The organism is Agromyces sp. 3263, assembly GCF_031456545.1.
GTDB lineage: Bacteria > Actinomycetota > Actinomycetes > Actinomycetales > Microbacteriaceae > Agromyces.
The window spans coordinates 2,503,745-2,526,074 of record NZ_JAVDUV010000001.1 but is presented as its reverse complement, the minus strand read 5'-3'; the positions used below and the strand labels follow the sequence as shown (position 1 = coordinate 2,526,074).

Annotated in this window: 23 protein-coding genes; 1 reads left to right on the top strand and 22 read right to left on the bottom strand. The window is 71.2% G+C overall.

Annotated features, from left to right (window positions below):
• Positions 1–85: 85 nt before the first annotated feature.
• The 4 genes from J2X63_RS11585 to J2X63_RS11570 all read right to left on the bottom strand — a co-directional run bounded on the left by J2X63_RS11585 (position 86) and on the right by J2X63_RS11570 (position 4,634).
• A complete protein-coding gene (locus J2X63_RS11585) occupies positions 86–739 on the bottom strand; it encodes a hypothetical protein (RefSeq protein WP_309977192.1) in 654 nt (217 codons plus the stop codon).
• A 63-nt stretch (positions 740–802) separates the two neighbouring features.
• The gene (locus tag J2X63_RS11580; protein WP_309977189.1) at positions 803–1,306 is read right to left on the bottom strand and encodes an amino-acid N-acetyltransferase; all 504 of its coding nucleotides are present in this window, start codon (positions 1,304–1,306) and stop codon (positions 803–805) included.
• Between the two features lie 160 nt (positions 1,307–1,466).
• Entirely contained in the window at positions 1,467–3,992 is a 2,526-nt protein-coding gene (locus J2X63_RS11575) for an ATP-dependent Clp protease ATP-binding subunit (protein ID WP_309977187.1), read from the bottom strand.
• 135 nt (positions 3,993–4,127) lie between these two features.
• Positions 4,128–4,634 (bottom strand): hypothetical protein, encoded by a 507-nt coding sequence (locus J2X63_RS11570; protein WP_309977186.1) that lies wholly within the window; start codon positions 4,632–4,634, stop codon positions 4,128–4,130.
• Positions 4,635–4,745: 111 nt separating this feature from the next.
• Here J2X63_RS11570 and J2X63_RS11565 point away from each other — a divergent pair, with 111 nt between their 5' ends.
• Positions 4,746–5,741 carry a pirin family protein gene (locus tag J2X63_RS11565; RefSeq protein WP_309977184.1) on the top strand — a complete coding sequence of 332 codons (996 nt, stop codon included), beginning with the start codon at positions 4,746–4,748 and terminating at the stop codon, positions 5,739–5,741.
• A gap of 18 nt (positions 5,742–5,759) precedes the next feature.
• On the opposite strand, the gene cls is transcribed toward J2X63_RS11565, so the two are convergent.
• The 18 genes from cls to tilS form a co-directional block, all read right to left on the bottom strand.
• Positions 5,760–7,235, bottom strand: coding sequence for a cardiolipin synthase (gene cls, locus J2X63_RS11560; RefSeq protein ID WP_309977182.1), 1,476 nt, complete (start codon positions 7,233–7,235; stop codon positions 5,760–5,762).
• Complete coding sequence (locus J2X63_RS11555) at positions 7,232–7,408, bottom strand: hypothetical protein (protein ID WP_203230693.1); 177 nt, start codon at positions 7,406–7,408, stop codon at positions 7,232–7,234. Before J2X63_RS11555 ends, cls begins: the two co-directional genes overlap by 4 nt.
• 37 nt (positions 7,409–7,445) lie before the next feature.
• Positions 7,446–7,595: a hypothetical protein gene (locus tag J2X63_RS11550; protein ID WP_309977178.1), complete on the bottom strand. Its 150-nt coding sequence runs from the start codon at positions 7,593–7,595 to the stop codon at positions 7,446–7,448.
• Between the two features lie 33 nt (positions 7,596–7,628).
• Entirely contained in the window at positions 7,629–9,176 is a 1,548-nt protein-coding gene (gene lysS / locus J2X63_RS11545; protein ID WP_309977177.1) for a lysine--tRNA ligase, read from the bottom strand.
• Between the two features lie 144 nt (positions 9,177–9,320).
• Positions 9,321–10,199 (bottom strand): pantoate--beta-alanine ligase, encoded by an 879-nt coding sequence (gene panC, locus J2X63_RS11540; protein ID WP_309977176.1) that lies wholly within the window; start codon positions 10,197–10,199, stop codon positions 9,321–9,323.
• Entirely contained in the window at positions 10,196–10,954 is a 759-nt protein-coding gene (locus tag J2X63_RS11535; RefSeq protein WP_309977173.1) for a DUF2520 domain-containing protein, read from the bottom strand. The genes panC and J2X63_RS11535 overlap by 4 nt, the downstream gene beginning before the upstream one ends.
• Entirely contained in the window at positions 10,944–12,608 is a 1,665-nt protein-coding gene (locus tag J2X63_RS11530) for a PH domain-containing protein (RefSeq protein WP_309977171.1), read from the bottom strand. The genes J2X63_RS11535 and J2X63_RS11530 overlap by 11 nt, the downstream gene beginning before the upstream one ends.
• Positions 12,605–13,129 carry a PH domain-containing protein gene (locus tag J2X63_RS11525; protein WP_309977168.1) on the bottom strand — a complete coding sequence of 175 codons (525 nt, stop codon included), beginning with the start codon at positions 13,127–13,129 and terminating at the stop codon, positions 12,605–12,607. Before J2X63_RS11525 ends, J2X63_RS11530 begins: the two co-directional genes overlap by 4 nt.
• Positions 13,122–13,595, bottom strand: coding sequence for a DUF3180 domain-containing protein (locus J2X63_RS11520; RefSeq protein ID WP_309977166.1), 474 nt, complete (start codon positions 13,593–13,595; stop codon positions 13,122–13,124). The genes J2X63_RS11525 and J2X63_RS11520 overlap by 8 nt, the downstream gene beginning before the upstream one ends.
• Complete coding sequence (folK, locus tag J2X63_RS11515; protein WP_309977164.1) at positions 13,592–14,077, bottom strand: 2-amino-4-hydroxy-6-hydroxymethyldihydropteridine diphosphokinase; 486 nt, start codon at positions 14,075–14,077, stop codon at positions 13,592–13,594. The genes J2X63_RS11520 and folK overlap by 4 nt, the downstream gene beginning before the upstream one ends.
• The gene (gene folB, locus J2X63_RS11510) at positions 14,074–14,445 is read right to left on the bottom strand and encodes a dihydroneopterin aldolase (protein WP_309977163.1); all 372 of its coding nucleotides are present in this window, start codon (positions 14,443–14,445) and stop codon (positions 14,074–14,076) included. The genes folK and folB overlap by 4 nt, the downstream gene beginning before the upstream one ends.
• The gene (gene folP, locus J2X63_RS11505; RefSeq protein WP_309977911.1) at positions 14,438–15,229 is read right to left on the bottom strand and encodes a dihydropteroate synthase; all 792 of its coding nucleotides are present in this window, start codon (positions 15,227–15,229) and stop codon (positions 14,438–14,440) included. Before folP ends, folB begins: the two co-directional genes overlap by 8 nt.
• A 19-nt stretch (positions 15,230–15,248) precedes the next feature.
• Positions 15,249–15,845 carry a GTP cyclohydrolase I gene (gene folE / locus J2X63_RS11500; RefSeq protein WP_309977161.1) on the bottom strand — a complete coding sequence of 199 codons (597 nt, stop codon included), beginning with the start codon at positions 15,843–15,845 and terminating at the stop codon, positions 15,249–15,251.
• 25 nt (positions 15,846–15,870) lie between these two features.
• Positions 15,871–17,889: an ATP-dependent zinc metalloprotease FtsH gene (gene ftsH / locus J2X63_RS11495; protein ID WP_309977159.1), complete on the bottom strand. Its 2,019-nt coding sequence runs from the start codon at positions 17,887–17,889 to the stop codon at positions 15,871–15,873.
• Positions 17,890–17,972: 83 nt separating this feature from the next.
• Positions 17,973–18,689 carry a DUF2652 domain-containing protein gene (locus tag J2X63_RS11490; protein ID WP_309977157.1) on the bottom strand — a complete coding sequence of 239 codons (717 nt, stop codon included), beginning with the start codon at positions 18,687–18,689 and terminating at the stop codon, positions 17,973–17,975.
• 56 nt (positions 18,690–18,745) lie between these two features.
• Positions 18,746–20,440, bottom strand: a complete 1,695-nt coding sequence (locus tag J2X63_RS11485) for an MFS transporter (protein ID WP_309977155.1) — start codon at positions 20,438–20,440, stop codon at positions 18,746–18,748.
• 104 nt (positions 20,441–20,544) lie between these two features.
• Positions 20,545–21,096: a hypoxanthine phosphoribosyltransferase gene (hpt, locus tag J2X63_RS11480; protein WP_309977153.1), complete on the bottom strand. Its 552-nt coding sequence runs from the start codon at positions 21,094–21,096 to the stop codon at positions 20,545–20,547.
• A 106-nt stretch (positions 21,097–21,202) separates the two neighbouring features.
• Positions 21,203–22,258 (bottom strand): tRNA lysidine(34) synthetase TilS, encoded by a 1,056-nt coding sequence (tilS, locus tag J2X63_RS11475; RefSeq protein ID WP_309977151.1) that lies wholly within the window; start codon positions 22,256–22,258, stop codon positions 21,203–21,205.
• Between the last annotated feature and the right edge of the window lie 72 nt (positions 22,259–22,330).

Here is a 22,330-nt window from a genome sequence, read left to right as displayed (position 1 = left end):
CCAGTCACTCGAACTGCCGCTCACACTACAAGGGCTCGAGACGTTCCAGTGTCGGCGTTTCGGGGGACACGCCACCGTCGGCGGCTCAGTAGAGCTGGAACTGCTTCGATGCCTCCGACGCGATGCCGTCGACGGTGACCTCGAGGTGATACGACGCCCCGCCGGCGGGCACGGCTTCACGCGGCCCCTCGCACGTCTCGGCGCTGGACCGGGTGCGGTCCCAGACGATCGGCACGCTCGACGAGATCGGCGTGCCCGGCGTCAGCGACACCTCGGCGTCGATCGGGTCCACCTGACAGTCGGTGGACTGCCAGTAGAGCTCCTCGCCGCTCTTGATCGTGAACACCTGGGCGTTCGTCCCGGCGTTCAGCACGCACACGTTCTTGCCCGTGTTGGTGATCGTCACGGAGAGCTGCGGCTGCTCGCCCGCCTCGTACACCGTCTTGTCGGTGACGGCTTCGACCACCACGTTCTTCGCGGTGCAGGGGTCGCCGTCGACCTCGGTCGCCTCGGTGGGGATCACGGTCGGCGGCGCGGTCGGCTCGCCGGTGGCGTCGGGGGTGGCCGTCGGCGCGGCGCCGGCCGCGTTATCCGGCTCATCGCCCTGGCTCGAACCCGGCCGCACGATCACCAGCACGATCGCGATGATCACGGCGACGAGTCCGAGGAGCACCAGGAGCCGACGACGTCGGTACACCTGCGGCGACTGCCGCCGTGCCGGTGCGGGATTCGTCGACATGCCCTCAGGGTACGACCGGGAGGCCATTCGTCCGGGCAGTCGCCCGGCGCGCCGGATGCCCGGTCAGAGCCGTTTCAGCATGCGCGTGTTGCCCAGCGTGTTCTGCTTCACCCGGGCGAGGTCGAGGAACTCGGCGACGCCCTCGTCGTGCGAGCGCACGAGCTCGGCGTACACCGCGGGGTCGACGGTCTCGTCGCCCATGTCCTCGAATCCGTGGCGCCCGAAGAACCCCACCTCGAAGGTGAGGCAGAACAGCCGGCTGAGGCCCAGCTCGCGCGCCTCCGACTCGAGCGTCTCGAGCAGGGCGTGGCCGACGCCTCGCCCGAGCCACGCGTCGTCGACCGCGAGGGTGCGCACCTCGCCGAGGTCCTCCCACATGACGTGCAGCGCGCCCGCCCCGATGACCTCGCCGTCGGCGGCCTCGGCGACCCGGAACTCCTGCACCGAGCCGTACAGGTCGACCCGCTCCTTGCCGAGCAGGATGCGTCGGGACACGAGCGGCTCCACGAGTGCGATGATCTTCGGCACGTCGCTCGTGCGCGCGCGGCGCACCGTGAAGTCGGTCATCACGTCATGCTATCCGCGCCCGGCAGGCGCGCGGCGCGGAGGCCGCCACGAACCGACACCCTCCGGGCGAGCGGCAGCCGCCACGCCAGCGGACACCGCGGCCGAAACGGCGAAGAGCGGATGCCGCGTGGCATCCGCTCTTCGAACCGTGCGTGGTCGGCTACTCGGCCGCCGCCGCGAGGTCGGGGCTCACGGGCCCCGTGCCGATCGCGGCGCCGGTGTTCACTCCCACGCCGACGGGCAGGGCCCGCTGCGACGTGGTGAACACGAACTCTCCGTCGCGGAAGTCGACGTGCACGTGGTCGCCCGAGTTGAGCTCGCCGTGCAGGATCTTCTCCGACAGGCGGTCCTCCACCTCGCGCTGCACCGCTCGGCGCAACGGCCGGGCGCCGAGGGCGGGGTCGAAGCCGACCTCGATCAGCCGCTCCTTGGCGGGCACCGTCAGCTCGACGGTCATGTCGCGGTCGAGCAGGCGCTCGCTGAGGCGCTTGAGGAACAGGTCGACGATCTGGAGCAGCTCGGGCTTCGACAGCTGCGGGAACACGATGATCTCGTCGACGCGGTTCAGGAACTCGGGCTTGAAGTGCTTCTTCAGCTCCTCCTTCACCTTGCCGCTCATGAGGTCGTACCCGGTGCGGGTGTCACCCTCGAGCTGGAAGCCCACGGGGCCGCTCGAGATGTCCTTCGTGCCGAGGTTCGTCGTCATGATGATGACCGTGTTCTTGAAGTCCACGACGCGACCCTGGCCGTCGGTGAGGCGGCCCTCCTCCAGGATCTGGAGGAGCGAGTTGAAGATGTCGGGGTGCGCCTTCTCGATCTCGTCGAAGAGCACGACGCTGAACGGCTTGCGCCGCACCTTCTCGGTGAGCTGGCCGCCCTCCTCGAAGCCGACGAACCCGGGAGGGGCGCCGAAGAGCCGCGAGACGGTGTGCTTCTCGCCGTACTCCGACATGTCGAGCGAGATCATCGCCGCCTCGTCGTCGAACAGGAACTCGGCGAGCGCCTTTGCGAGCTCGGTCTTGCCGACGCCCGTGGGCCCGGCGAAGATGAACGAGCCCGATGGGCGCTTGGGGTCCTTCAGTCCGGCGCGGGTGCGGCGGATGGTCTTCGACAGTGCGGAGATCGCCTCCTCCTGGCCGATGACCCGCTCGTGCAGCGCCTTCTCCATGAAGACGAGTCGCGACGACTCCTCTTCGGTGAGCTTGAACACGGGGATGCCGGTGGCCTGTGCGAGGACCTCGGCGATCAGGCCCTCGTCGACGACCGCGGTGGTCTTGACGTCGCCCGACTTCCACTGCTTCTCGAGGCGCAGGCGCTCGCCGAGCAGGTTCTTCTCCTCGTCGCGCAGCGACGCGGCCTTCTCGAAGTCCTGCTCCTCGATCGCGGTCTCCTTGGCGGCGCGCACCACGGCGATCTTCTCGTCGAACTCGCGCAGCTCGGGCGGCGACGAGAGGATCGAGAGGCGGAGGCGCGCGCCGGCCTCGTCGATCAGGTCGATCGCCTTGTCGGGGAGGAAGCGGTCGCTGATGTAGCGGTCGGCGAGGTTCGCCGCGGCCACGATCGCGCCGTCGGTGATGGACACCTTGTGGTGCGCCTCGTAGCGGTCGCGCAGTCCCTTGAGGATGTTGATCGCGTGGGGCAGCGAGGGCTCCTGCACCTGGATCGGCTGGAACCGGCGCTCGAGCGCGGCATCCTTCTCGAAGTGCTTGCGGTACTCGTCGAGCGTGGTGGCGCCGATGGTCTGCAGCTCACCGCGGGCGAGGAGGGGCTTCAGGATCGACGCGGCGTCGATCGCGCCCTCGGCGGCGCCCGCACCCACGAGGGTGTGGATCTCGTCGATGAAGACGATGATGTCGCCGCGCGTGCGGATCTCCTTCGTGACCTTCTTCAGGCGCTCCTCGAAGTCACCGCGATAGCGGGAACCGGCGATGAGCGAGCCGAGGTCGAGCGAGTACAGCTGCTTGTCCTTCAGCGTCTCGGGCACCTCGTTCTTCACGATCGCCTGGGCGAGGCCCTCGACGACGGCGGTCTTGCCGACGCCGGGCTCGCCGATGAGCACCGGGTTGTTCTTGGATCGACGCGAGAGGATCTGCATGACCCGCTCGATCTCCTTCTCGCGCCCGATCACGGGGTCGAGCTTCGACTCGCGCGCGGCCTGCGTGAGGTTGCGCCCGAACTGGTCGAGTATCTGCGAGCCGCCCTGCGGCTGCTGCTGGTCGTTCGCCCCCACCTGCACCTGCTCCTTCCCCTGGTAGCCGGAGAGCAACTGGATGACCTGCTGGCGCACGCGGTTGAGGTCGGCACCGAGCTTGACGAGGACCTGGGCGGCGACGCCCTCGCCCTCACGGATCAGGCCGAGCAGGATGTGCTCGGTCCCGATGTAGTTGTGGCCCAGCTGGAGCGCCTCGCGCAGCGACAGCTCGAGGACCTTCTTCGCGCGGGGCGTGAACGGGATGTGCCCCGTCGGCTGCTGCTGGCCCTGGCCGATGATGTCCTGCACCTGCTCGCGCACCGCGTCGAGCGAGATCCCGAGCGACTCGAGCGCCTTGGCGGCAACGCCCTCACCCTCGTGGATGAGACCGAGCAGGATGTGCTCGGTGCCGATGTAGTTGTGGTTCAGCATCTTGGCCTCTTCTTGGGCCAGGACGACGACACGACGGGCTCGGTCGGTGAATCTCTCGAACATCCTCAACTCCTCACCGGCGCCGGCTGGATTCGGGGGCGTCGATACATCGAGCGTAAACACTCGGGATGCCGCGTGGGCGGCTGTTCGCCGTGGGCGCAGCGCCCGTGTCACATCGCGTCGATGGGAGGAGCGTGCCTACTTGATGGGAATGGTGAGTTCGTTGCCGGCGACCTCGACGACGAGCGGCTCGGTCGTGGTGACGTCGGTCGGCGTCCAGAACACCGTCGTGTGCGGCACGAGGTCTTGGGTGCAGATCTCGGTCTCGGGGCGCTGCACGAGGTCGATGGCGACGCGGTTGCCCTCACCGGCCTTCTCCAGGGTGCGGATCTGCTGGCCGACGGTCGGGCAGGTGGAGCTCCCGAAGACCACCATGACGATCTGGCCGCCCTGCTCCCACCACGCGACCTGGGGCTCACCGCTGTCGCTGTCCCACTCGACGCCCTCGACCTCCTCCTCGGAGGCGTCGTCGATCTCGCCGCCCGCCTCGGGGTCGACGTCGATCGGCTCGGCCTCCTCGGCCACGGGGAGGCCGGAGAAGCTCTCGGCGACATTGCCCGACGGGTTGCACGCGGAGAGCAGGAACACGGACGCGAGCGCGACGGCGGCGAAGCCGACGCGACGGAGACGCACGGAGGGAGCCATGCCGCCATGCTAGCGGGCGGTGGCGGCAAAGCGAGGGCTCCGACGCGAGTTGCGTGGCCCCCGCTGCGCGCATCCCGCACCGGTGTCCTGTGGCGCGGGTAGCATGCCGACATGAGCAACCTCGAACGCGATCCGGTCGAGCTCCTCTGCCCGCCCGACGCGCCGACCGGTCCGGTCGTGCAGGTGCTCGCGCCCCGCGACGTCCCACTCGGGGGCCCCCGGGCCATGCGCGTGCGGCGAACGCTCCCGCAGCGGGGGCGCACGACCATCGGCGCGTGGTGCTTCGCCGATCATTACGGCCCCGACGACGTCGCCGAGTCGGGCGGCATGGTCGTGCCGCCGCATCCGCACACCGGGTTGCAGACGGTGAGCTGGCTGTTCGAGGGCGAGATCGAGCACCGCGACAGCGCGGGCAGCCACGAGCTGGTGCGACCCGGCGCCGTCAACCTCATGACCGCCGGTCGCGGCATCTCGCACTCCGAGGTCTCGACGCCGGGAACGACGCGCCTGCACGGCGTGCAGCTGTGGGTGGCCCTGCCCGAGGCATCCCGCCGCATCGGGCCGTTCTTCGAGCACGCCGAGACCGTGCCCGTCGCGGTCGGCGACGCCATCGTGCGCGTGTTCGTCGGCGCGCTCGCCGGCGTCGACTCCGACGTGACCGTGTTCTCGCCCCTGCTCGGTGCCCAGGTCGACCTGCCCGCGCATGGGCGCACCGAGCTCGAGCTCGACCCCGCCTTCGAGCACGGCGTGCTCGTCGACGCCGGGCCGGTGGCCATCGAGATCGACGGTGCGGGTGCCACGACCGAGGTCGCCTGGTCGGAGCTCGCGTACGTCGAGCCCGGTCGCCGCCGACTCGTGCTCGCGGCCGGGGCGGAGCCGGTCCGGGTCGTGCTGCTCGGCGGCGTGCCCTTCGGGGAGGAGCTCGTGATGTGGTGGAACTTCATCGGTCGCAGCCACGACGAGGTCGTGGAGTTCCGGCGCGAGTGGCAGGCCGACGTCATCGGACGCGACAACCCCGACGGCCGGTTCGGCGTCGTCGACGGGTTCGACGGCGACCCGCTCCCTGCCCCCGAGCTTCCCACCGTGCGGCTCAAGCCCCGGCGCTGACGACGGGTCGTCCGATCGCTACTGCAGCGCGGAGGTGAGCCGCGCGAGGTTGTCGAGGATCGTCGACCGCAGGGGCTGGGTCAGCCACTCGTCGAGCGTGAGCTCGCGGCTGTTGCGCCGGTAGCCGTCCTCGACCGCGCGCATCTCGCGCACGAAGGACGCGCCGCGGACGAGGAGCGACACCTCCATGTTGAGCTCGAAGGAACGGATGTCCATGTTGCTCGACCCGATCACGGCGACGTCCTCGTCGATCGTGAAGTGCTTCGAGTGCAGGATGTACGGCGACTGGTAGAGCCAGATCTTCACGCCGGCGCGCAGCAGCGCCTCGTAGTACGACCGCTGCGCATGGTAGACGAGCGCCTGGTCGCCGATCTCCGAGACGAAGAGCTCGACGTGCACGCCGCGCTGGGTGGCGCCGCTGATCGCCCGGAGCATCGCCTCATCGGGTACGAAGTAGGGACTCGTGAGGATGATGCGCTCCTGCGCCGCGTACATGAGGGCCAGGAACAGCTTGAGGTTGTTCTCGTTGTTGTACCCGGGACCGCTCGGCACGACCTGGCAGTCGAGGTCCTGCACCTCGCTCTCCTGCCCGAGCGGAACGATCTCGCGCATCGGCGCCTCACCGGTCTCGAGGTACCAGTCCGTCAGGAAGATCGCCTCGAGGCCCGACACGATCGGCCCCTCGACGCGGGCGACCAGTTCCTTCCACTTCAGGCCCCGGCGGATGTTGGACCGCTTGTTGTACGAGCGGTCGATGATGTTCTGCGACCCCATGAATCCCACGTCGCCGTCGACGACGAGGATCTTGCGGTGGTTGCGCAGGTCGGGGCGCTGGTAGCGGCCCTTCATCGGCTGCACGGGGAGCATGAGCTGCCAGCGCACGCCCATGCGGTCGAGGCGCTTCAGGGTCTTGCGGTAGCCCTTCACGCGCAGCGACGCGATGTGGTCGAGCAGCACTCGCACCTCGACGCCGCGCGCGACGGCGGCGCCCAGCGCATCGAAGAACCCGGCCGTGGTGCGGTCGTAGGCGAAGATGTAGAACTCGACGTGCACGTAGCGCTCGGCACCGTCGATCGCCTCCGTCATGGCGTCGAGCGAGCCCTGGTAGTCGCCGATCAGGCTGGCGCTGTTCGAGCCGATGAGCGGCATCGCGCCGAGCGTGCGGTTGAGGCGCACCACCCCGTCGAACCAGCGCGGCCACGTGGTGCTGTCGCTGACCCGCTCGACGCCGTGCGTCGACTCGCGGATGAACTCGTCGACCTCGGCCTGCTTCTCACGGCGGCGCTTGGGAAGCTTCGGATTGCCGATCAGCCAGAAGACGAGGATGCCGAGGATGGGGATGAAGAAGATGGCGAGCAGCCATGCCATGCCCGCCGTCGGGCGGCGGTTTCTGGGCACCACGATCACCGCGATGACGCGGATGACGAGGTCGATGACGATGACCGCAGCAGCGACGAGCGCAGTGATCTGCGACGCCGAGATGTCGATCGTCATCCGGCGGGGTGTTCGCGCCCGAGCTTGGCTCGCTCTTCCGCCTCGATGCGGGCGTACGCCTTGCGCTCACTGCGGTCGGCGCGGATGATCGCGCGCATCACGAACCAGAAGATCAGCCCGATGAGCACGGTCGGCGCGACCGACCAGATCGCGTTCGCCCAGAATTCGTTCATAGCCCCTCAAGGATACGGGTTCGGCCCGGTTTCGGTGTCAGCCGCCGGTGACGATGCCCCAGATGCCCGAGCCGAGCAGGTACAGGCCGATCGCGCCCACGATGATCCAGATGGCCAGGCGCGTGTTCGACGGGCGCTTCGGGTCGGGGTCGGGCTCGAGCTCGCGCTTCGGGAGGTAGTCGTTCATCTGCGGCATCCGCTCATCGGTGGAAAGGTCGGCTCACTTGACCAGGGGGAAGAGGATCGTCTCGCGGATGCCGAGGCCGGTGAGCGCCATGAGCAGTCGGTCGATGCCCATGCCCATGCCGCCCGACGGCGGCATGCCGAACTCGAGCGCGCGCAGGAACTCCTCGTCGAGGCGCATCGCCTCGGGATCGCCGCCCGCCGCGAGCTTCGCCTGCTCGACGAAGCGTTCGCGCTGCACGACGGGGTCGACGAGCTCGGAGTACCCGGTGGCCAGCTCGAAGCCGCGCACGTAGAGGTCCCACTTCTCGACGACGCCCGGCGTCGAACGGTGCGCGCGCACGAGCGGCGAGGTGTCGAGCGGGAAGTCCATGACGAACGTGGGGCGGTGCAGGGAGCCCTTGACGTGGTGCTCCCAGAGCTCCTCGACGAACTTGCCGGGCAGGGGGTGGTCGATCTCGATGCCCTCGGCGTCGGCGAGCTCCTTGAGCCGCTCGATCGGCGTCTCGGCGGTGATCGGCTCCCCCACCGCATCCGACAGCGTGCCGTACATCGAGATGCGGTCCCACTCGCCGCCGAGGTCGAACTCCGTGCCGTCGGCCCACGTCACGACGTGCGAGCCGCTCGTGGCGATCGCGGCATCCTGGATCAGCTTCTGCGTGAGGTCGGCCATCGTGGTGTAGTCGCCGTAGGCCTCGTACGCCTCGAGCATCGCGAACTCGGGGCTGTGCGTGGAATCGGCGCCCTCGTTGCGGAAATTGCGATTGATCTCGTAGACGCGCTCGATGCCGCCGACGACCGCGCGTTTGAGGTAGAGCTCGGGTGCGATGCGCAGGTAGAGCTCGGTGTCGAATGCGTTGGAGTGCGTGACGAAGGGGCGGGCGGATGCGCCGCCGTGCATGACCTGGAGCATCGGGGTCTCGACCTCGATGAAGCGCAGCCCGTCGAAGGTGCGGCGCAGGCTCGCGTTGACCTTGGCGCGGTCGATGACGTTGCGGCGGGCCTGCTCACGAGCGATGAGGTCGAGGTAGCGGCTGCGCACGCGCGTCTCCTCGGACAGCTCATTGTGCAGGTTCGGCAGCGGCAGGATCGCCTTCGATGCGATGCGCCACCCGGTGACCATGATCGACAGCTCGCCGCGGCGGCTCGTGATCACCTCGCCCTCGACGAAGACGTGGTCGCCCAGGTCGACGAGCTCCTTCCACTCGGCGAGCGACTCCTCGCCCACCTCGGCCAGCGACACCATCGCCTGGATGCGGCTGCCGTCACCCGACTGGAGGGTCGCGAAGCAGAGCTTGCCCGTGTTGCGGGAGTAGACGACGCGACCCGCGAGGCCGACATGCTCGCCGCTCGCCTCGTCGACGCCGAGACCCACGAAGCGGTCGCGCACCTCGGGGATCGTCGCCGTGATCGGCAGGCGCACCGGGTAGGCGCCGAGCCCGAGGTCATCGGATGCCGCGATCAGCCGTTCGCGCTTGGCGAGCCGCACGGCCTTCTGCTCGGAGATCTCGTCGGCGCTGATCTCGTCGGCGCCGGTCTCGGGGGCCGTGGGCTCGGTCGCGGCATCCGTCTGGGTCTGGGCCATCGTTCACTCTCGGTTCGCGGAAACGTGCGTGCACCAGCCTACTTGGGCGAGCCTGAGCGGATGTCGCGGGCCTGGGCCCTGGGACCTCACGCCTCGAGACCCACGCCTCGAGACACCAAGCCTCGAGACCTCAGCCTCGAGAGCTCAGCCCGCCCCGCCGACCTCGACGTAGGCGTTGTCGATGAGGCGGGTGGAGCCCACCAGCGCCGCGACGAGCACGAGGGCACGGCCCCTGAAGTCCTCGGTCACGGGAAGGAACGTGTCGGGGTCGACGACCACGAAGTAGTCGAGGCTCACGCCGTCGTGGTCGCCGAAGGCCGCCACGCCCTCGGCGAGGAGCTCTGATGGGCCCTCGCCGGCAGCGGCCTCCGCGGCCCGCAGCGACTCGGCGAGCACGAGCGCGGCGCGTCGCTCGTCCTCGCCGAGGAAGCGGTTGCGGCTGGAGAGCGCCAGGCCGTCGGGCTCACGCACCGTGGGCACCGTCTCGATGCGCAGCGGCAGGTCGAGGTCGGCGACCATGCGGGAGACGAGGTGCACCTGCTGGGCGTCCTTCTGCCCGAAGATCGCCACGTCGGGCTGCGCGATGCCGAACAGCTTCGCCACGACGGTGAGCATGCCGTTGAAGTGCCCGGGGCGCGACGCGCCCTCGTAGCGCTCGCCGATCGGTCCGGCCTGCACGGTCGTGCCGGCGTCACGGCCGCGCGGGTACATCTCGTCGACGGACGGCGCGAACACCACGTCGACGCCGAGCCCGGCGAGTGCCGCGACATCCGCGTCGAGCGTGCGGGGGTAGCGGTCGAGGTCTTCACCGGGGCCGAACTGCAGCGGGTTCACGAAGATCGACACCACGACCACGTCGGCGAGCTCGCGTGCGCGGCGCACCAGGGCGAGATGGCCGTCGTGCAGTGCGCCCATGGTGGGCACGAGGGCGACGGATGCCCCGGCGGCGCGTCGCTCATCGAGCAGGGCCCGGAGCTCCGCGATGGTCGGCACCGTGCGCGTGCCCGCGGCGACCTCGGTCACTCGCCACCTCCCAGCGGCCGATCCGTGTCGACCTCGTCGATCGTACCCGCCCCGTCGACGAGCGGTCCGGCGTCGTGCCTGGCGAGCGCGTTCTCGACGGAGCTGCGCACGAGCTGCGCGAGGACCGCGCCGGGGCGACCGACGCCGATGCCGTCGAGGAGGCCGCTCGCCTGGTCGACGATCGCCGTGGAGAACGACACGGCGGTGTCGATCGCCTCCGCGTAGGCCGCGCGGTCGCCCTCGGCGACCACGAACGGCTCGCCACCCATCTCGACGACGAGGGCCTGGGCGATCGGCAGCACGGGCGCGGGCGCGGTGACGGCGAACCAGGTGCCGGGCAGCCGGGCGAGGTCGATGCTCGTGCCCGTGAACGACATGGCGGGATGCGCGGCGAGCGGGATCGCCCCGGCCCGTCGCGCCGGGTCGAGCACTCCCGTGCCGAACCGGGCGGCCGTGTGCAGCACGAGCTGCCCCGGCTGCCAGACCCCGGCATCGGCGAGCCCGCCCACGAGGGCCGCGAGCTCGGACTCGGGCACGGCGAGCAGCACGAGCTCGCTGCGCTCGACGATGTCGGGGATGGGCAGCACGGGGACGCCCGGCAGCATGACCGCGGCGCGCTCTCGGCTCGGCGTCGAGACCGCAGCGATGCCGGTGAGCGCATGCCCCGCGTTGGCCAGCGCGGACGCGAGCACCGCACCCACCCGCCCCGCGCCGATCGTGCCGACGCCGAGCCGGCCCGCGCGTTCAGCCGGCATCGGTCGTCTCCCCCGTCGGGGCGGCGACGGACGGCGGCGCGCCCCAGTGGTGCGACGTATCGCTCGCGGCCCGTTCCACCGCCTCGTCGGCCAGCCGCTGGAAGAGGCGGTCAGCCTCGTCGCGCTCGGCGTCGGGCAGGTTCGGCACCACCGGCCCGGCGACCGTGTGGATGCGCACGGAGGCGAGCCGCAGCATCCGCTGCACCGGACCGACGCTCACCGCGACCGACTGCATGCGGGCGAGCGGCACGAACGCGAGGCTGCGCAGCAGCCACCCCCGGCGGATGAGCACGACGCCGTCGCCCGCCGCCCACCCGATGCGGCGCCAGGAGAACGGACGCAGCCAGGCGGCCCGGCGCGGCGTGCGCGAGAATCCCCCGCCGCCGTCGCGGCCGGTGAGGCCCGCGTCGACGAGCGGATCGACCGCCGCCGCCGAGTCGGGGAGCAGCAGCCCGAGCACCCGGTGCACGTCGGCGACCGTGCCGACGGGGAGCACGAGGGTGCGCTGCGCGGCATCGTTGCCGGCACTCACCGACTGGCCCGCCACGTTGATGCGGATGGTCCACCACCCGAATGCGCGCCAGAGGATCCACTGGTTCGCCTCGATCGCATGGATGCGACCCGGCGGGATGGTCTGGTTGCCGGTCGAGAGCAGGCCGTGGCCGATGCGCACCCCGTCGAGCGTGCCGGCGATCGAGTACCGCAGCGACTTCGTGATGCGCGACCAGACGTAGCTCACGAGGCCGATCGCGGCGGGCACGAACGAGAACAGCACCCACAGCTGCCCCGTGGTGACGCCGACCACGATGATCGCGACGAGGATGACCGCCCACGCCGTCGAGCCGCCGAGGAGCGTGGAGCCGATGACCCGGCCGAGGGGCAGGTGCACCACCGACTCGGGGGGCGCGAGCGACGGGTCGAGCTCGGGCGCGAGGAACTCGTCGACCCGCTGGCCGAGCACCGCGGAGACGTTGGCGCGCTGCTGGGTGTCGGGCGCAGGGCTCGACGAGTCGGGAAGCGTCGCGCCCGCGGCATCCGCAGCCTGCGCCGCCCGCTCGGCGCGCGCGCCCGACGCGAGCCGGAGCACGTCGGCGCGCAGTCCGTCGGCGAGGGCCGACCCGAGGTAGGAGAGCTGGACGTTGGCCGACTGCCCCGCCACGGAGACCTCGAGCTTGGCCGTGCCGAACAGGCGCGCGAAGAGCGGACGGGTGACGTTGATGCCCTGGATGCGGTCGAGCCGGGCGCTCCGATGCGAGCGGAACAGGATGCCGCTGCGCACCTCCACCGCCTCGTTCGTGATGCGGAACGTGTGCATGCGCCATGACAGCCAGAACCCGATGATCACCGCGACGATGACGAGGGCGACGGCGAGGATGGCCCAGCCGACGAGCCCGTTCGTGACGATGCCGCCGATCGGGTCGTTCGCCCAGTCGCCCTGCCACTGCTCGTACTGCGCGTCGAAGCCGTCGTCGAGGTCGGGTGCGAAGAGCACGAGGAACATGTCGACGACGCGCTCGCGGAGGTTGGCGACGATGAAGCCGAGCACGGCGATGAACACGAGGCCGCCACGCAGGAGCGGGCTCGCGGGATGCAGCCGGTGCCACTCGCCCTCGGCGAGGTTCGTGACCGGCGGATGCCGGACCGGTGCGGTCACAGCCCCGCCCGGCGGGTCTCGGCGAGCGCGACGAGCTCGTCGCGCAGCCGATCGGCCTCCTCCATCGGAAGGCCGGGCACGGTCACGGCGGTCGATGCGGCGGCCGTCACGAACTTGAGGTCGGCGAGGCCGAGCGCCCGCGCGACGGGGCCGCGGGTGATGTCGACGAGCTGCATGCGGCCGTAGGGCACGGCGACCTGCCGCTGGAACATGATGCCGCGCCGGAAGAGGAGGTCGTCCTCCCGCAGCCGATAGCCGATGGAGCGCACGCGCCGCGGCTCGAACGCGATGCCCACGAGGGATGCGACGCCGATGACGATGGCGGCCCAGAGCGCCCACCACTGGCCCCACAGCAGGTAGGCGATGGTGAAGGCGCCGACGAACACGACCATTCCGATGAGCGACCCGACCACCTCGACGACGACGTACTTCGGCGAGACGCGGAGCCACCCGGTGTCACCGGGTGCCGCAGGCTCGACCGCCGGCGGCTCGCCGGCATGGGCGTCGCGGATCTCAGGCATGCACGTGCCCTTCCTTCTCGGTCTCGGGCTCGTCGGGCGGGAGGGTGCAGAACGCCTCGGCGACGAGGCCGCCGGCGAGCAGGAGGCCTGCCCCGATCGCGGTCGCGAACGCGATCCAGACCGTCTCGGGCGAGGGCACCACGCTGCGCGTAAGGAGGAACACCGTGATGCCGAGGCCGAACCCGAACACGAGCGATCCGCTCAGGCTGCACGCCTTCGCGAGCACGGCCGTGCGCATCGCCCGGAACGGGTCGAGGTGCTTGGTCGCCTTGCCCTTGACGGCCCGGCGCACCGGCCACGCGAACGCCACGACGAGCACACCGACGCCCGTGAGGGTGATCGGCAGCGACAGGGGCGGCACGATGGCGTTCGCTCCGGCGGAGACGATGCCCAGATCGATCAGGTAGCCCGCGACGATGCCGGCGAGCACGAAGGCGACGATCGTGGACGCGTGGGTGCGCTTCATCGGCGCACCACCTCGTCGCGGGCGGCGCGGCGCAACACGGCGACGGGCCCGCGGCCGGTCAGCACGGCGTCGGCCTCGACGTCGAGCCACGGCTGCAGCACGAACGCGCGCTCCCAGGCGCGCGGGTGCGGCAACGTGAGCCGCTCGCTCGCGAACTCGATGCCGTCGACGTCGATGAGGTCGAGGTCGAGGGTGCGGTCGCCCCAGTGCGTCGTGCGCACGCGGCCGTGCGCCGTCTCGATGGCCTGCAGGACGTCGAGCAGGTCGAGCGGCGGGAGCGCCGTGTCGATCACGAGCACGCCGTTGAGGTAGCCCGGCGCGTCGGCGTCGACGCCCGCATCGGTGATGGCGGCCGTCTCGTACACGGGCGACACCGCGACGAGCTCGACGCCCGGAGACTCGGCGAGGGCGCGCGTCGCGGACGCGATCGTGGCCTCGCGTTCCCCGAGGTTGGCGCCGAAGGCGATGACGGCGCGGCTCATGCGCGCCCCCGCACGACCGTGACCGCGACATCCGCGAACGGCACAGGGATGGGGGCCTCGGGCTTGTGCACGGTGACCTCGACCTCGTCGACCGCCGGGTAGCCCAGCGCGACGGCGGCCACCCGCTCGGCGACCGTCTCGATGAGGTCGACCGGGTCGCGCTCGACGGCCGCGACCACCGCCTCGGCGAGCTCGCCGTAGTGCACGGTGCTGCCGAGGTCGTCGCCGGATGCCGCGACGGCGAGGTCGACCGCGACGGACACGTCGATCACGAACTCCTGCCCCTGCTCGCGCTCGAAGTCGAAGACGCCGTGGTGCGCGCGCACGCGCAGGCCGGTGAGGGTGATACGGTCGCGCGTCCTAGCCACGTCGTCCACTCTGCCACGCCCCGAGGACGTCGAGCGCCCGCCTGGTGCCGCGCACGTCGTGCACGCGCACCCCCCAGGCTCCGGCCTGTGCGGACAGGGCGCTGATGACGGCGGTCGGGAGGTCGCGGTCCTCCATCGGCGACCCCTCGGGGAGCAGTGACCCCACGAACCGCTTGCGCGACGCCCCCACGAGGATGGGCAGCCCCAACTCGCCGAGCACGTCGAGCCGCCCGAGCAGCTCCCAATTGTGCACCCCGCGCTTCGCGAAGCCGAGGCCCGGGTCGAGGATGATCCGGTCGGAGGCCACGCCCGCGGCGACGAGCGCGTCGACGCGGGCCGCCAGCTCGTCTCGCACCTCGGCGGCCACGTCGCGGTACTCCGCGAGCGAGTCCATGCGGTCGGAGTGCCCGCGCCAGTGCATCGCCACGTAGTGCGCGCCCGTCTCGGCCACGATGGGCGCCATCGCGGCATCCGCGAGCCCCGCCGAGACGTCGTTGATGATCTCGGCCCCCGCCTCCACGGCGGCGACGGCGGTGGCCGCCCGCATGGTGTCGACGCTGACCCGGATGCCGCGGCCGGCGAGTTCGCGCACGACGGGCACGACCCGGCGCAGCTCCTCGTCGGGCTCGACGCGCGCCGCACCCGGACGCGTGGACTCGCCGCCGACATCGAGCACGTCGGCGCCCTCGGCGGCGAGCTCGAGGCCGTGCGCGACGGCGGCCTCGGCGTCGAACCAGCGCCCACCGTCGCTGAACGAGTCGGGCGTCACGTTGACGACGCCCATCACCAGCGTGGGCACCGGGTCAGTCACGTTCGTGGGCTCCGATGAGCGTGATGATCTCGGTGCGCGCGGCCGGCTCGGCGAGCGCGCCGCGGCTCGCGATCGTGATGGTCGAGCTGCGCTCCTGGCGCGAGCCACGGGTGGTGACGCAGCGGTGCTGCGCGTCGAGCACCACCAGCACGCCCTTGGGGTCGAGACCCGCCTGCAGGGTGTCCGCGATCTCCTCGGCGAGCCGCTCCTGCAGCTGCGGCCGCGCCGCGAGCGTCTCGATCACGGCGGGGATGCGGCCGAGCCCGACCACGCGGTCGCCGGGCAGATAGGCCACGTGGGCGGTGCCGACGAAGGGCAGCAGGTGATGCTCGCACACCGACCGGAACGCGAGGTCGCGCAGCACGACGGCGTCGGAGGTCGCCGGCACCCCGGCATCCGTCGCCCCGATGGGCACGGTGTCGGCGAGGTGGCTCAACGGGTCGACCTGGAGGCCGCCGAAGAACTCGGCGTAGGCCTCGGCGACCCGCTGGGGGGTGCGCTCGAGGCCGGGCCGCGCCGGGTCCTCGCCGATCGCGAGCAGGATCTCGTGCACGGCGCGCTCGATGCGCCCGGTGTCGACACCGGCCATGGCACCCCCTCTTCGGGTCGGTCGACTAGGCCGTCGCGGGGCGAGGCTTCGAGCGCGAGGCGCGCGACGCGGCCGGCTCCTCGAGGGGCGTGTCGCCCGAGTCCACGCCGCCGTCGACGGCGCCCTGGTCGATCGGCGCCTTCGCGGTGGGGAAGGCGATCGGCGGGCGGTCGGAGACGGGGCGACGGTCGCTCGAGAGCCAGAGGGGCCGCTCGGGCAGGCGCTTCACGTCCTTGAAGATCTCGGCGATCTGGTTGTGGTCGAGCGTCTCGTGCTCGAGCAGCTCGGCCGCGAGGTGGTCGAGGATGTCGCGGTTGTCGTTGAGCACCTGCCAGGCCTCGTCGTGGGCCTGCTCGATGAGCGAGCGCACCTCGGCGTCGACCCGCTCGGCGATCTCCTCGGAGTAGTCGCGCTGGTGGCCCATGTCGCGGCCGAGGAAGACCTCGCCCTGCGACTGGCCGAGCTTCACGGCGCCGACGTTCGCGCTCATGCCGAACTCGGTGACCATCTTGCGCGCAGTCGAGGTGGCCTTCTCGATGTCGTTCGACGCGCCCGTCGAGGGGTCGTGGAACACGATCTCCTCGGCGACGCGGCCGCCCATCGCGTAGGTGAGCTGGTCGAGCAGCTCGTTTCGGCTGATCGAGTACTTGTCTTCCAGCGGCAGCACCATCGTGTAGCCGAGGGCGCGACCGCGCGGCAGGATCGTGATCTTCGTCACGGGATCGGTGTAGTTCATCGCCGCCGCGGCGAGGGCGTGGCCGCCCTCGTGGTAGGCCGTGATGAGCTTCTCCTTGTCCTTCATGACGCGGGTACGGCGCTGCGGACCGGCGATGACGCGGTCGACGGCCTCGTCGAGGGCACGGTTGTCGATGAGCTGCGCGTTCGAGCGCGCCGTGAGCAGCGCGGCCTCGTTGAGCACGTTGGCCAGGTCGGCGCCCGTGAAGCCCGGCGTCTTGCGCGCGAGCACCTCGAGGTCGACGCCCTTGGCGAGCGGCTTGCCCATGGAGTGCACCTCGAGGATGCGCTGGCGGCCCTTGAGGTCGGGCGCGTCGACGCCGATCTGGCGGTCGAAGCGGCCCGGGCGCAGCAGTGCGGGGTCGAGGATGTCGGGGCGGTTCGTCGCCGCGATGAGGATGACGTTCGTCTTCGGGTCGAAGCCGTCCATCTCGACGAGCAGCTGGTTCAGGGTCTGCTCGCGCTCGTCGTGGCCGCCGCCGAGGCCCGCACCGCGGTGCCGGCCGACGGCGTCGATCTCGTCGACGAAGATGATCGCCGGGGCGTTCTGCTTGGCCTGGTCGAAGAGGTCGCGAACGCGGCTCGCGCCGACGCCGACGAACATCTCGACGAAGTCGGAGCCCGAGATCGAGTAGAACGGCACACCGGCCTCGCCCGCGACGGCGCGCGCGAGGAGGGTCTTGCCCGTTCCGGGAGGACCGTAGAGCAGCACGCCCTTGGGGATGCGGGCACCGACGGCCTGGAACTTCGCCGGCTCCTTGAGGAACTCCTTGATCTCCTGGAGCTCCTCGATGGCCTCGTCAGCACCGGCGACGTCGTCGAAGGTGACCTTCGGGCTCTCCTTGGAGACGAGCTTGGCCTTGGACTTGCCGAACTGCATGACCCGGTTGCCGCCCCCCTGCATGCCGGACAGCATGATCCAGAAGAAGAGGCCGATCAGCACGAGCGGCAGCAGGATGCCGAGCATCGACAGGAACCAGTTCGGCTGCGGCACCTCGTCGTTGAAGCCGTCCTTCGGGTTCGCCGCGTCGACCGCGTTCACCACGTCTTCGCCGCGAGGCGTGACGTAGTAGAACTGCACCTGCGACCCGAGCTCGTCGTCGGGCTTGGCCAGCGTGAGGTCGACGCGGTTCTCGCCGTCGACGATCTTCGCCGAGGCCACCTTGCCGTCGCTGAGGAGCTCGAGGCCCTGCTGGGTCGAGACCTCCTTGAAGCCGGAGGCGGTGATGAGGCTCGATCCGATCCACACGGCGACGATCGCGAGCAGGATGTAGATGATCGGCCCGCGCAGGATCTTCTTCATGTTCATGGTGGTGCAAGGCTACCGTCGCGATGCTGGATGCAGGCCACGTGTTCGCTGAGGGCTGGTCAGCAGCCGTCGGCCGCGGCTGCTCAGCCGGCGGATGCCGCGGCGCGATACTCCTTGAGCCCCACCATGTAGGGCAGTCCCCTGCCGGCCGCCGCGAAGGTGCGCCCGAGTCGGCCGCCGAGCGACGGGGCGGGCAACGGCTCCGCCGAGCCGTCGAGGTCGCCGACGTCGACGAAGTAGGCGTGCACCGGGCCGAAGCCCTCGAGTTCGGGTTCGACCTCGTGCACGGGGCCGCGCATCGCGTCCTCGCCGGTGCGGTACAGCTCCTCGGAGAGCAGGACGTACTCGGGGATCCCGACCGGGTTCTTCAGCAGGCGGTGCACGAGGATGACGTCGATCCCGACGAGCTTGACCCGATCGCGGATGCTCTGGATGGCCACGTCGCCGACATGCGCGACGAACTTCAGCTTGAGGTCGGCCGCGCCCTTGCATCCGTTGCAGGGGCACAGGTTCGCCGCGACGTACCGTCGCTCGAGGTGGAAGGCCCGGTGCATCGCGAGGGCGGCGTCGAGGATGTCATCGACCGCGGCATCCGTGTCATCGTCGGCGGCCTGGCGGGAGAGGAACGCGGCGTCGCCCTCGATCTCGATGAGGTCGAAGCCCGGGGCGGCGTCGATCATCTTGTCGAGCATGCGCGCGGTGTTCACCTCGGCGTGCGCGAGGCTCATCCGATGGGTGCTCATGTACTCGGTGTAGCCGCCGATGTCGGCGATGAGCAGGACGGCGCGGCCGGATTCCATGCCCAAGGGTCGCACCAAAGCCCCCGGTGCACAATGAACCCGTTCGGGGCGCCCGCTCACGGAGTGGGCGGCGGCGGCTCCCCGTGGGGCTCCGTCGGCTCGTAGCGGTGCAGCAGGTCGTCGACCGTCGACGCGGCCTCGATCGCGCTCGCGGTGTAGCCGAGGACCACGGGGAGGAACCGCTCCGACCCGAGCGACTGCAGTTCGAGCAGGCTCCTCGCCACGACGGTCGCCGTGCGACGGGTGCGCCGGAGCAGGGCGATCTCGCCGAAGCCCTCGCCCGGGCCGAGCGACGCCACGACCCGGCCGTCGCCCACCACGTCGGCGTCGCCGGACGCGATCACGTAGTAGCGGTCGCCGATGTCGCCCTGCGTGAACACGGCCGCGCCCGCGGGGACGGCGACCGGTTCAAGGCCGCGTGCCAGCCGCTCGATCGACGGCAGTGGCAGCGGCCGCAGCATCGGCACCCGCTGCAGCAGCCCGATCCGGGCATCGAGCGCGTCGACGGACCGGTCGAGCCCTCGCAGCCGATGCCAGCACACCACGGCGAGCACGGGGCACACGAGCCCGATCGCGATCAGCGCGGTCTGGACCCCGAACCACTCGATCGTCGTCGAGGCGACGACGGCACCGATCCCGATGAAGACCGCCACGAGGCTCTCCAGCACGCCGAAGACGCGTCCGAGCACCTCGTCGGGAGCCATCCTGGCGATGAGGGTGAAGCCGGCGAGGTCGATCAGGGCGTTGCCCACCCCGATGAAGGCGAGCAGCGCCAGCGCCGCCGATTGGTGGGGAACGAGGGCGACGAGCGTGAGCGGCAGCCCCCAGAGACCCACCCCGACGGCGAACCACCCACCGAGGCGCCCGGATCCGACGAGGAGCGACGCGGCGAGCGACCCCAGCACCGCGCCCACCCCGACCGCGGTCATCAGCGCCCCGACGCCGGGCTCGCCCGTGCCCAGGAGCTCGATGGCGACCACCACGGAGAACACCGTGAGCGCCCCGCGGGTCAGCGCCTGCGCCGCCGCGAGCCCGAGGATGAGGGTCAGGTCGCGATTGCCGGCGACGGCCCGCACCCCCTCGACCGCCTCACGGATGAGGTTCGGACGGCTCGGCGCGGCCGGCCGGGGAGGGGCGTCGTAGCGCAATCGCACCAGGAGGGCCGCCGCCAGGAACGAGGCGCCTGCGGCCACCCAGAAGACGACGTCCACCCCTGTGAACTGGAGGAGCACCGCCGCGAGCAGCGGCCCGACCAGGGTCGCCGCGGAGTCGAGCAGGCCGCGAACCATGTTGGCGCTGGCGAGCTCGTGCCCGGTGCTGCACAGCGAGGGAAGGAGCGCGGAATGCGCCGGGCGGTAGAGGGTGGCCGCGATCGTCGACAGCACGGCGAGCGCGTAGATGACCACCGAGGGGCCCGAGACCGCCACGACGACGGCGGCAGCGGCGGTGGCGATGCCGCGCACGATGGAGACGAGGATGAGGACCCGCTCGCGGCGCCCCCGGTCGGCGATCGGCGAGAGCAGCGGGGCGAGGATCGCGGAGGGCACCATGCGCAGCAGGCCCACGAGCCCGACGGCCGCCGCACCGCCGTCGCGGTAGGCGACGATGCCGAGCGCCACGGTGAAGGCCCACTCGGCAGTCCAGGCGCCCAGGAAGCTGAGTTGCGCCCGGCGCAGGTTCGGGTTCAGCCAGTTGCTCGCGAAGGCAGCGCCAGCGTCGCGCAGAGTGGTGCGGCGCCGGCCATCGCCCATGGCGATGACTCTAGGGCCTGCGTGGGCCGCGGCACAGGGCCGGAAGCCGGGCGGTCAGCCGCGGGCCGGCATGCAGCGCAGATCCGCCAGGGGGCGCCGCCCGCTCAGCTGTAGACGTGCGGCGCGAGGATCGCCACGTCGCGGAGGTTGCGGTACCGCTCGGCGTAGTCGAGCCCGTAGCCGACGACGAACTGGTTCGGGATGTCGAAGCCGAGGTACTTCACGGCGACCTCGACCTTGGCGGCATCGGGCTTGCGCAACAGCGCGCAGATCTCGACCGACGCGGCCCCACGCGACTCGAGGTTGCCGAGCAGCCAGCTGAGCGTGAGGCCCGAATCGATGATGTCCTCGACGATGAGCACATGGCGCCCGGTGAGGTCGGTGTCGAGATCCTTGTTGATGCGCACGACGCCGCTCGACTGCGTGCCCGCGCCGTACGACGACACCGCCATCCAGTCCATGTTCACGTGCGGTCGCAGCTCGCGGGCGAGGTCGGCCATGACCATGACGGCGCCCTTCAGCACGCCGACGAGCAGGATGTCCTTGCCCTCGTAGTCGGCCTCGATGCGCCGGGCGAGCTCGGCGAGCTTCGCGTGGATCTCGGCTTCGGTGACGAGCACCTCGGTCAGGTCGGCCTCGATCTCGCGCGCGTCCATGCCTGTGCTCCCTGGTGTCGTGGGCGAACGGATGCCACGAGCCTACGCTGTGCCCGCCGGCGTAGTGGCCGCGGGCTCAGTGCCCGCGGGCTCAGTGGTCGTGGGCTCAGTGGTCGTGCGGCAGCACCTCGGTCGAGCCGGTGGTGGAGAAGACGACGTGCCGGCCCGAGCGCGACGCCTGCACGCCGCCGGGCAGGTCGAGCGGCCCCTGCCCGTGCCAGTCGGTCACCAGCCGGGCGACCTCGAGCGTCTGCGCGCGCGAGAGGGCGACGCCGAACTCGCTCGAGAGCACGTGCCGGATGATCCGCTGCCGCAGCGCCGCGGGGTTCGCCTCGAGCACCCCGACCGATACCGCGATGCCGGCCTCGGCGGGCTCGCAGATCTCCTCGATGAACTCGTCGATCTGGCTAGTGAACGCCTCGTCGTCCTCGCGCAGCTGCTCGGCCGTGCGCGCGAGCGCCTCGGCGACTCCCGGCCCGAGCTCCGCCTCGAGCACGGGCAGCACCCGCTCCCGCACGCGGACGCGCGTGTAGGCGGGGTCGGCGTTGTGCGGGTCGTCCCACGGCTCGAGCCCCGCATCGAGGCACGCCTGCCGTGTCGTCGCTCGCCGGGTGCCGAGGAGCGGCCGAGCGTAGCGACCCCAGCGCGCGGGCATGCCGGCGAGGCTCGCGGTGCCCGATCCGCGCGCGAGCCCGAGCAGCACCGTCTCGGCCTGATCGTCGAGGGTATGGCCGAGCAGCACCAGCGCCGCGCCGGTCTCGGCGGCGGCCGCGTCGAGCGCGGCGTAGCGGGCGTCGCGGGCGGATGCCTCGGGGCCGCCCTCCCCTGTGACCTCGACCCGGCGCACCACGACCGGGTCGAGCCCGAGGGCGCGCCCGGCGTCTGCGGCTCGCGCCGCGACCTCGGCGGAGGCATCCTGCAGCCCATGGTCGACGATCACCGCGCCGGCTCGGAGTCCGGCGCGCGGCGCCTCGAACGCGGTGGCGGCGGCGAGGGCGAGCGAGTCGGCACCGCCCGACAGGGCCACGAGCACGAGCAGTGCGTCGGCGGGCGAGGCCGCGTCCGCGGCATCCGGAAGCACCGCCCTGACCGCACGACGCACGTCGGCGATCGGCGGCGTCAGGCGGGGACGACGCACGGCAGGCAGCTCGTCGGAAGGCATCAAGTAACCTTATTCCGCCGATCGCGCCCCGTTCCGACCGGGCCGCGGGCCGAGTTCGAGCACGAGCTTCCA

What these genes read in the sequence shown, in the direction of transcription:
- J2X63_RS11585 (WP_309977192.1), bottom strand. Translation starts at nt 739, where the DNA reads ATGTCGACGAATCCCGCACCGGCACGGCGGCAGTCGCCGCAGGTGTAC.
- J2X63_RS11580 (WP_309977189.1), bottom strand. Translation starts at nt 1,306, where the DNA reads ATGACCGACTTCACGGTGCGCCGCGCGCGCACGAGCGACGTGCCGAAG.
- J2X63_RS11575 (WP_309977187.1), bottom strand. Translation starts at nt 3,992, where the DNA reads ATGTTCGAGAGATTCACCGACCGAGCCCGTCGTGTCGTCGTCCTGGCC.
- J2X63_RS11570 (WP_309977186.1), bottom strand. Translation starts at nt 4,634, where the DNA reads ATGGCTCCCTCCGTGCGTCTCCGTCGCGTCGGCTTCGCCGCCGTCGCG.
- J2X63_RS11565 (WP_309977184.1), top strand. Translation starts at nt 4,746, where the DNA reads ATGAGCAACCTCGAACGCGATCCGGTCGAGCTCCTCTGCCCGCCCGAC.
- cls (WP_309977182.1), bottom strand. Translation starts at nt 7,235, where the DNA reads ATGACGATCGACATCTCGGCGTCGCAGATCACTGCGCTCGTCGCTGCT.
- J2X63_RS11555 (WP_203230693.1), bottom strand. Translation starts at nt 7,408, where the DNA reads ATGAACGAATTCTGGGCGAACGCGATCTGGTCGGTCGCGCCGACCGTG.
- J2X63_RS11550 (WP_309977178.1), bottom strand. Translation starts at nt 7,595, where the DNA reads ATGAACGACTACCTCCCGAAGCGCGAGCTCGAGCCCGACCCCGACCCG.
- lysS (WP_309977177.1), bottom strand. Translation starts at nt 9,176, where the DNA reads ATGGCCCAGACCCAGACGGATGCCGCGACCGAGCCCACGGCCCCCGAG.
- J2X63_RS11535 (WP_309977173.1), bottom strand. Translation starts at nt 10,954, where the DNA reads ATGCCGGCTGAACGCGCGGGCCGGCTCGGCGTCGGCACGATCGGCGCG.
- J2X63_RS11525 (WP_309977168.1), bottom strand. Translation starts at nt 13,129, where the DNA reads ATGCCTGAGATCCGCGACGCCCATGCCGGCGAGCCGCCGGCGGTCGAG.
- J2X63_RS11520 (WP_309977166.1), bottom strand. Translation starts at nt 13,595, where the DNA reads ATGAAGCGCACCCACGCGTCCACGATCGTCGCCTTCGTGCTCGCCGGC.
- folK (WP_309977164.1), bottom strand. Translation starts at nt 14,077, where the DNA reads ATGAGCCGCGCCGTCATCGCCTTCGGCGCCAACCTCGGGGAACGCGAG.
- folP (WP_309977911.1), bottom strand. Translation starts at nt 15,229, where the DNA reads ATGGGCGTCGTCAACGTGACGCCCGACTCGTTCAGCGACGGTGGGCGC.
- folE (WP_309977161.1), bottom strand. Translation starts at nt 15,845, where the DNA reads ATGGCCGGTGTCGACACCGGGCGCATCGAGCGCGCCGTGCACGAGATC.
- ftsH (WP_309977159.1), bottom strand. Translation starts at nt 17,889, where the DNA reads ATGAACATGAAGAAGATCCTGCGCGGGCCGATCATCTACATCCTGCTC.
- J2X63_RS11490 (WP_309977157.1), bottom strand. Translation starts at nt 18,689, where the DNA reads ATGGAATCCGGCCGCGCCGTCCTGCTCATCGCCGACATCGGCGGCTAC.
- J2X63_RS11485 (WP_309977155.1), bottom strand. Translation starts at nt 20,440, where the DNA reads ATGGGCGATGGCCGGCGCCGCACCACTCTGCGCGACGCTGGCGCTGCC.
- hpt (WP_309977153.1), bottom strand. Translation starts at nt 21,096, where the DNA reads ATGGACGCGCGCGAGATCGAGGCCGACCTGACCGAGGTGCTCGTCACC.
- tilS (WP_309977151.1), bottom strand. Translation starts at nt 22,258, where the DNA reads ATGCCTTCCGACGAGCTGCCTGCCGTGCGTCGTCCCCGCCTGACGCCG.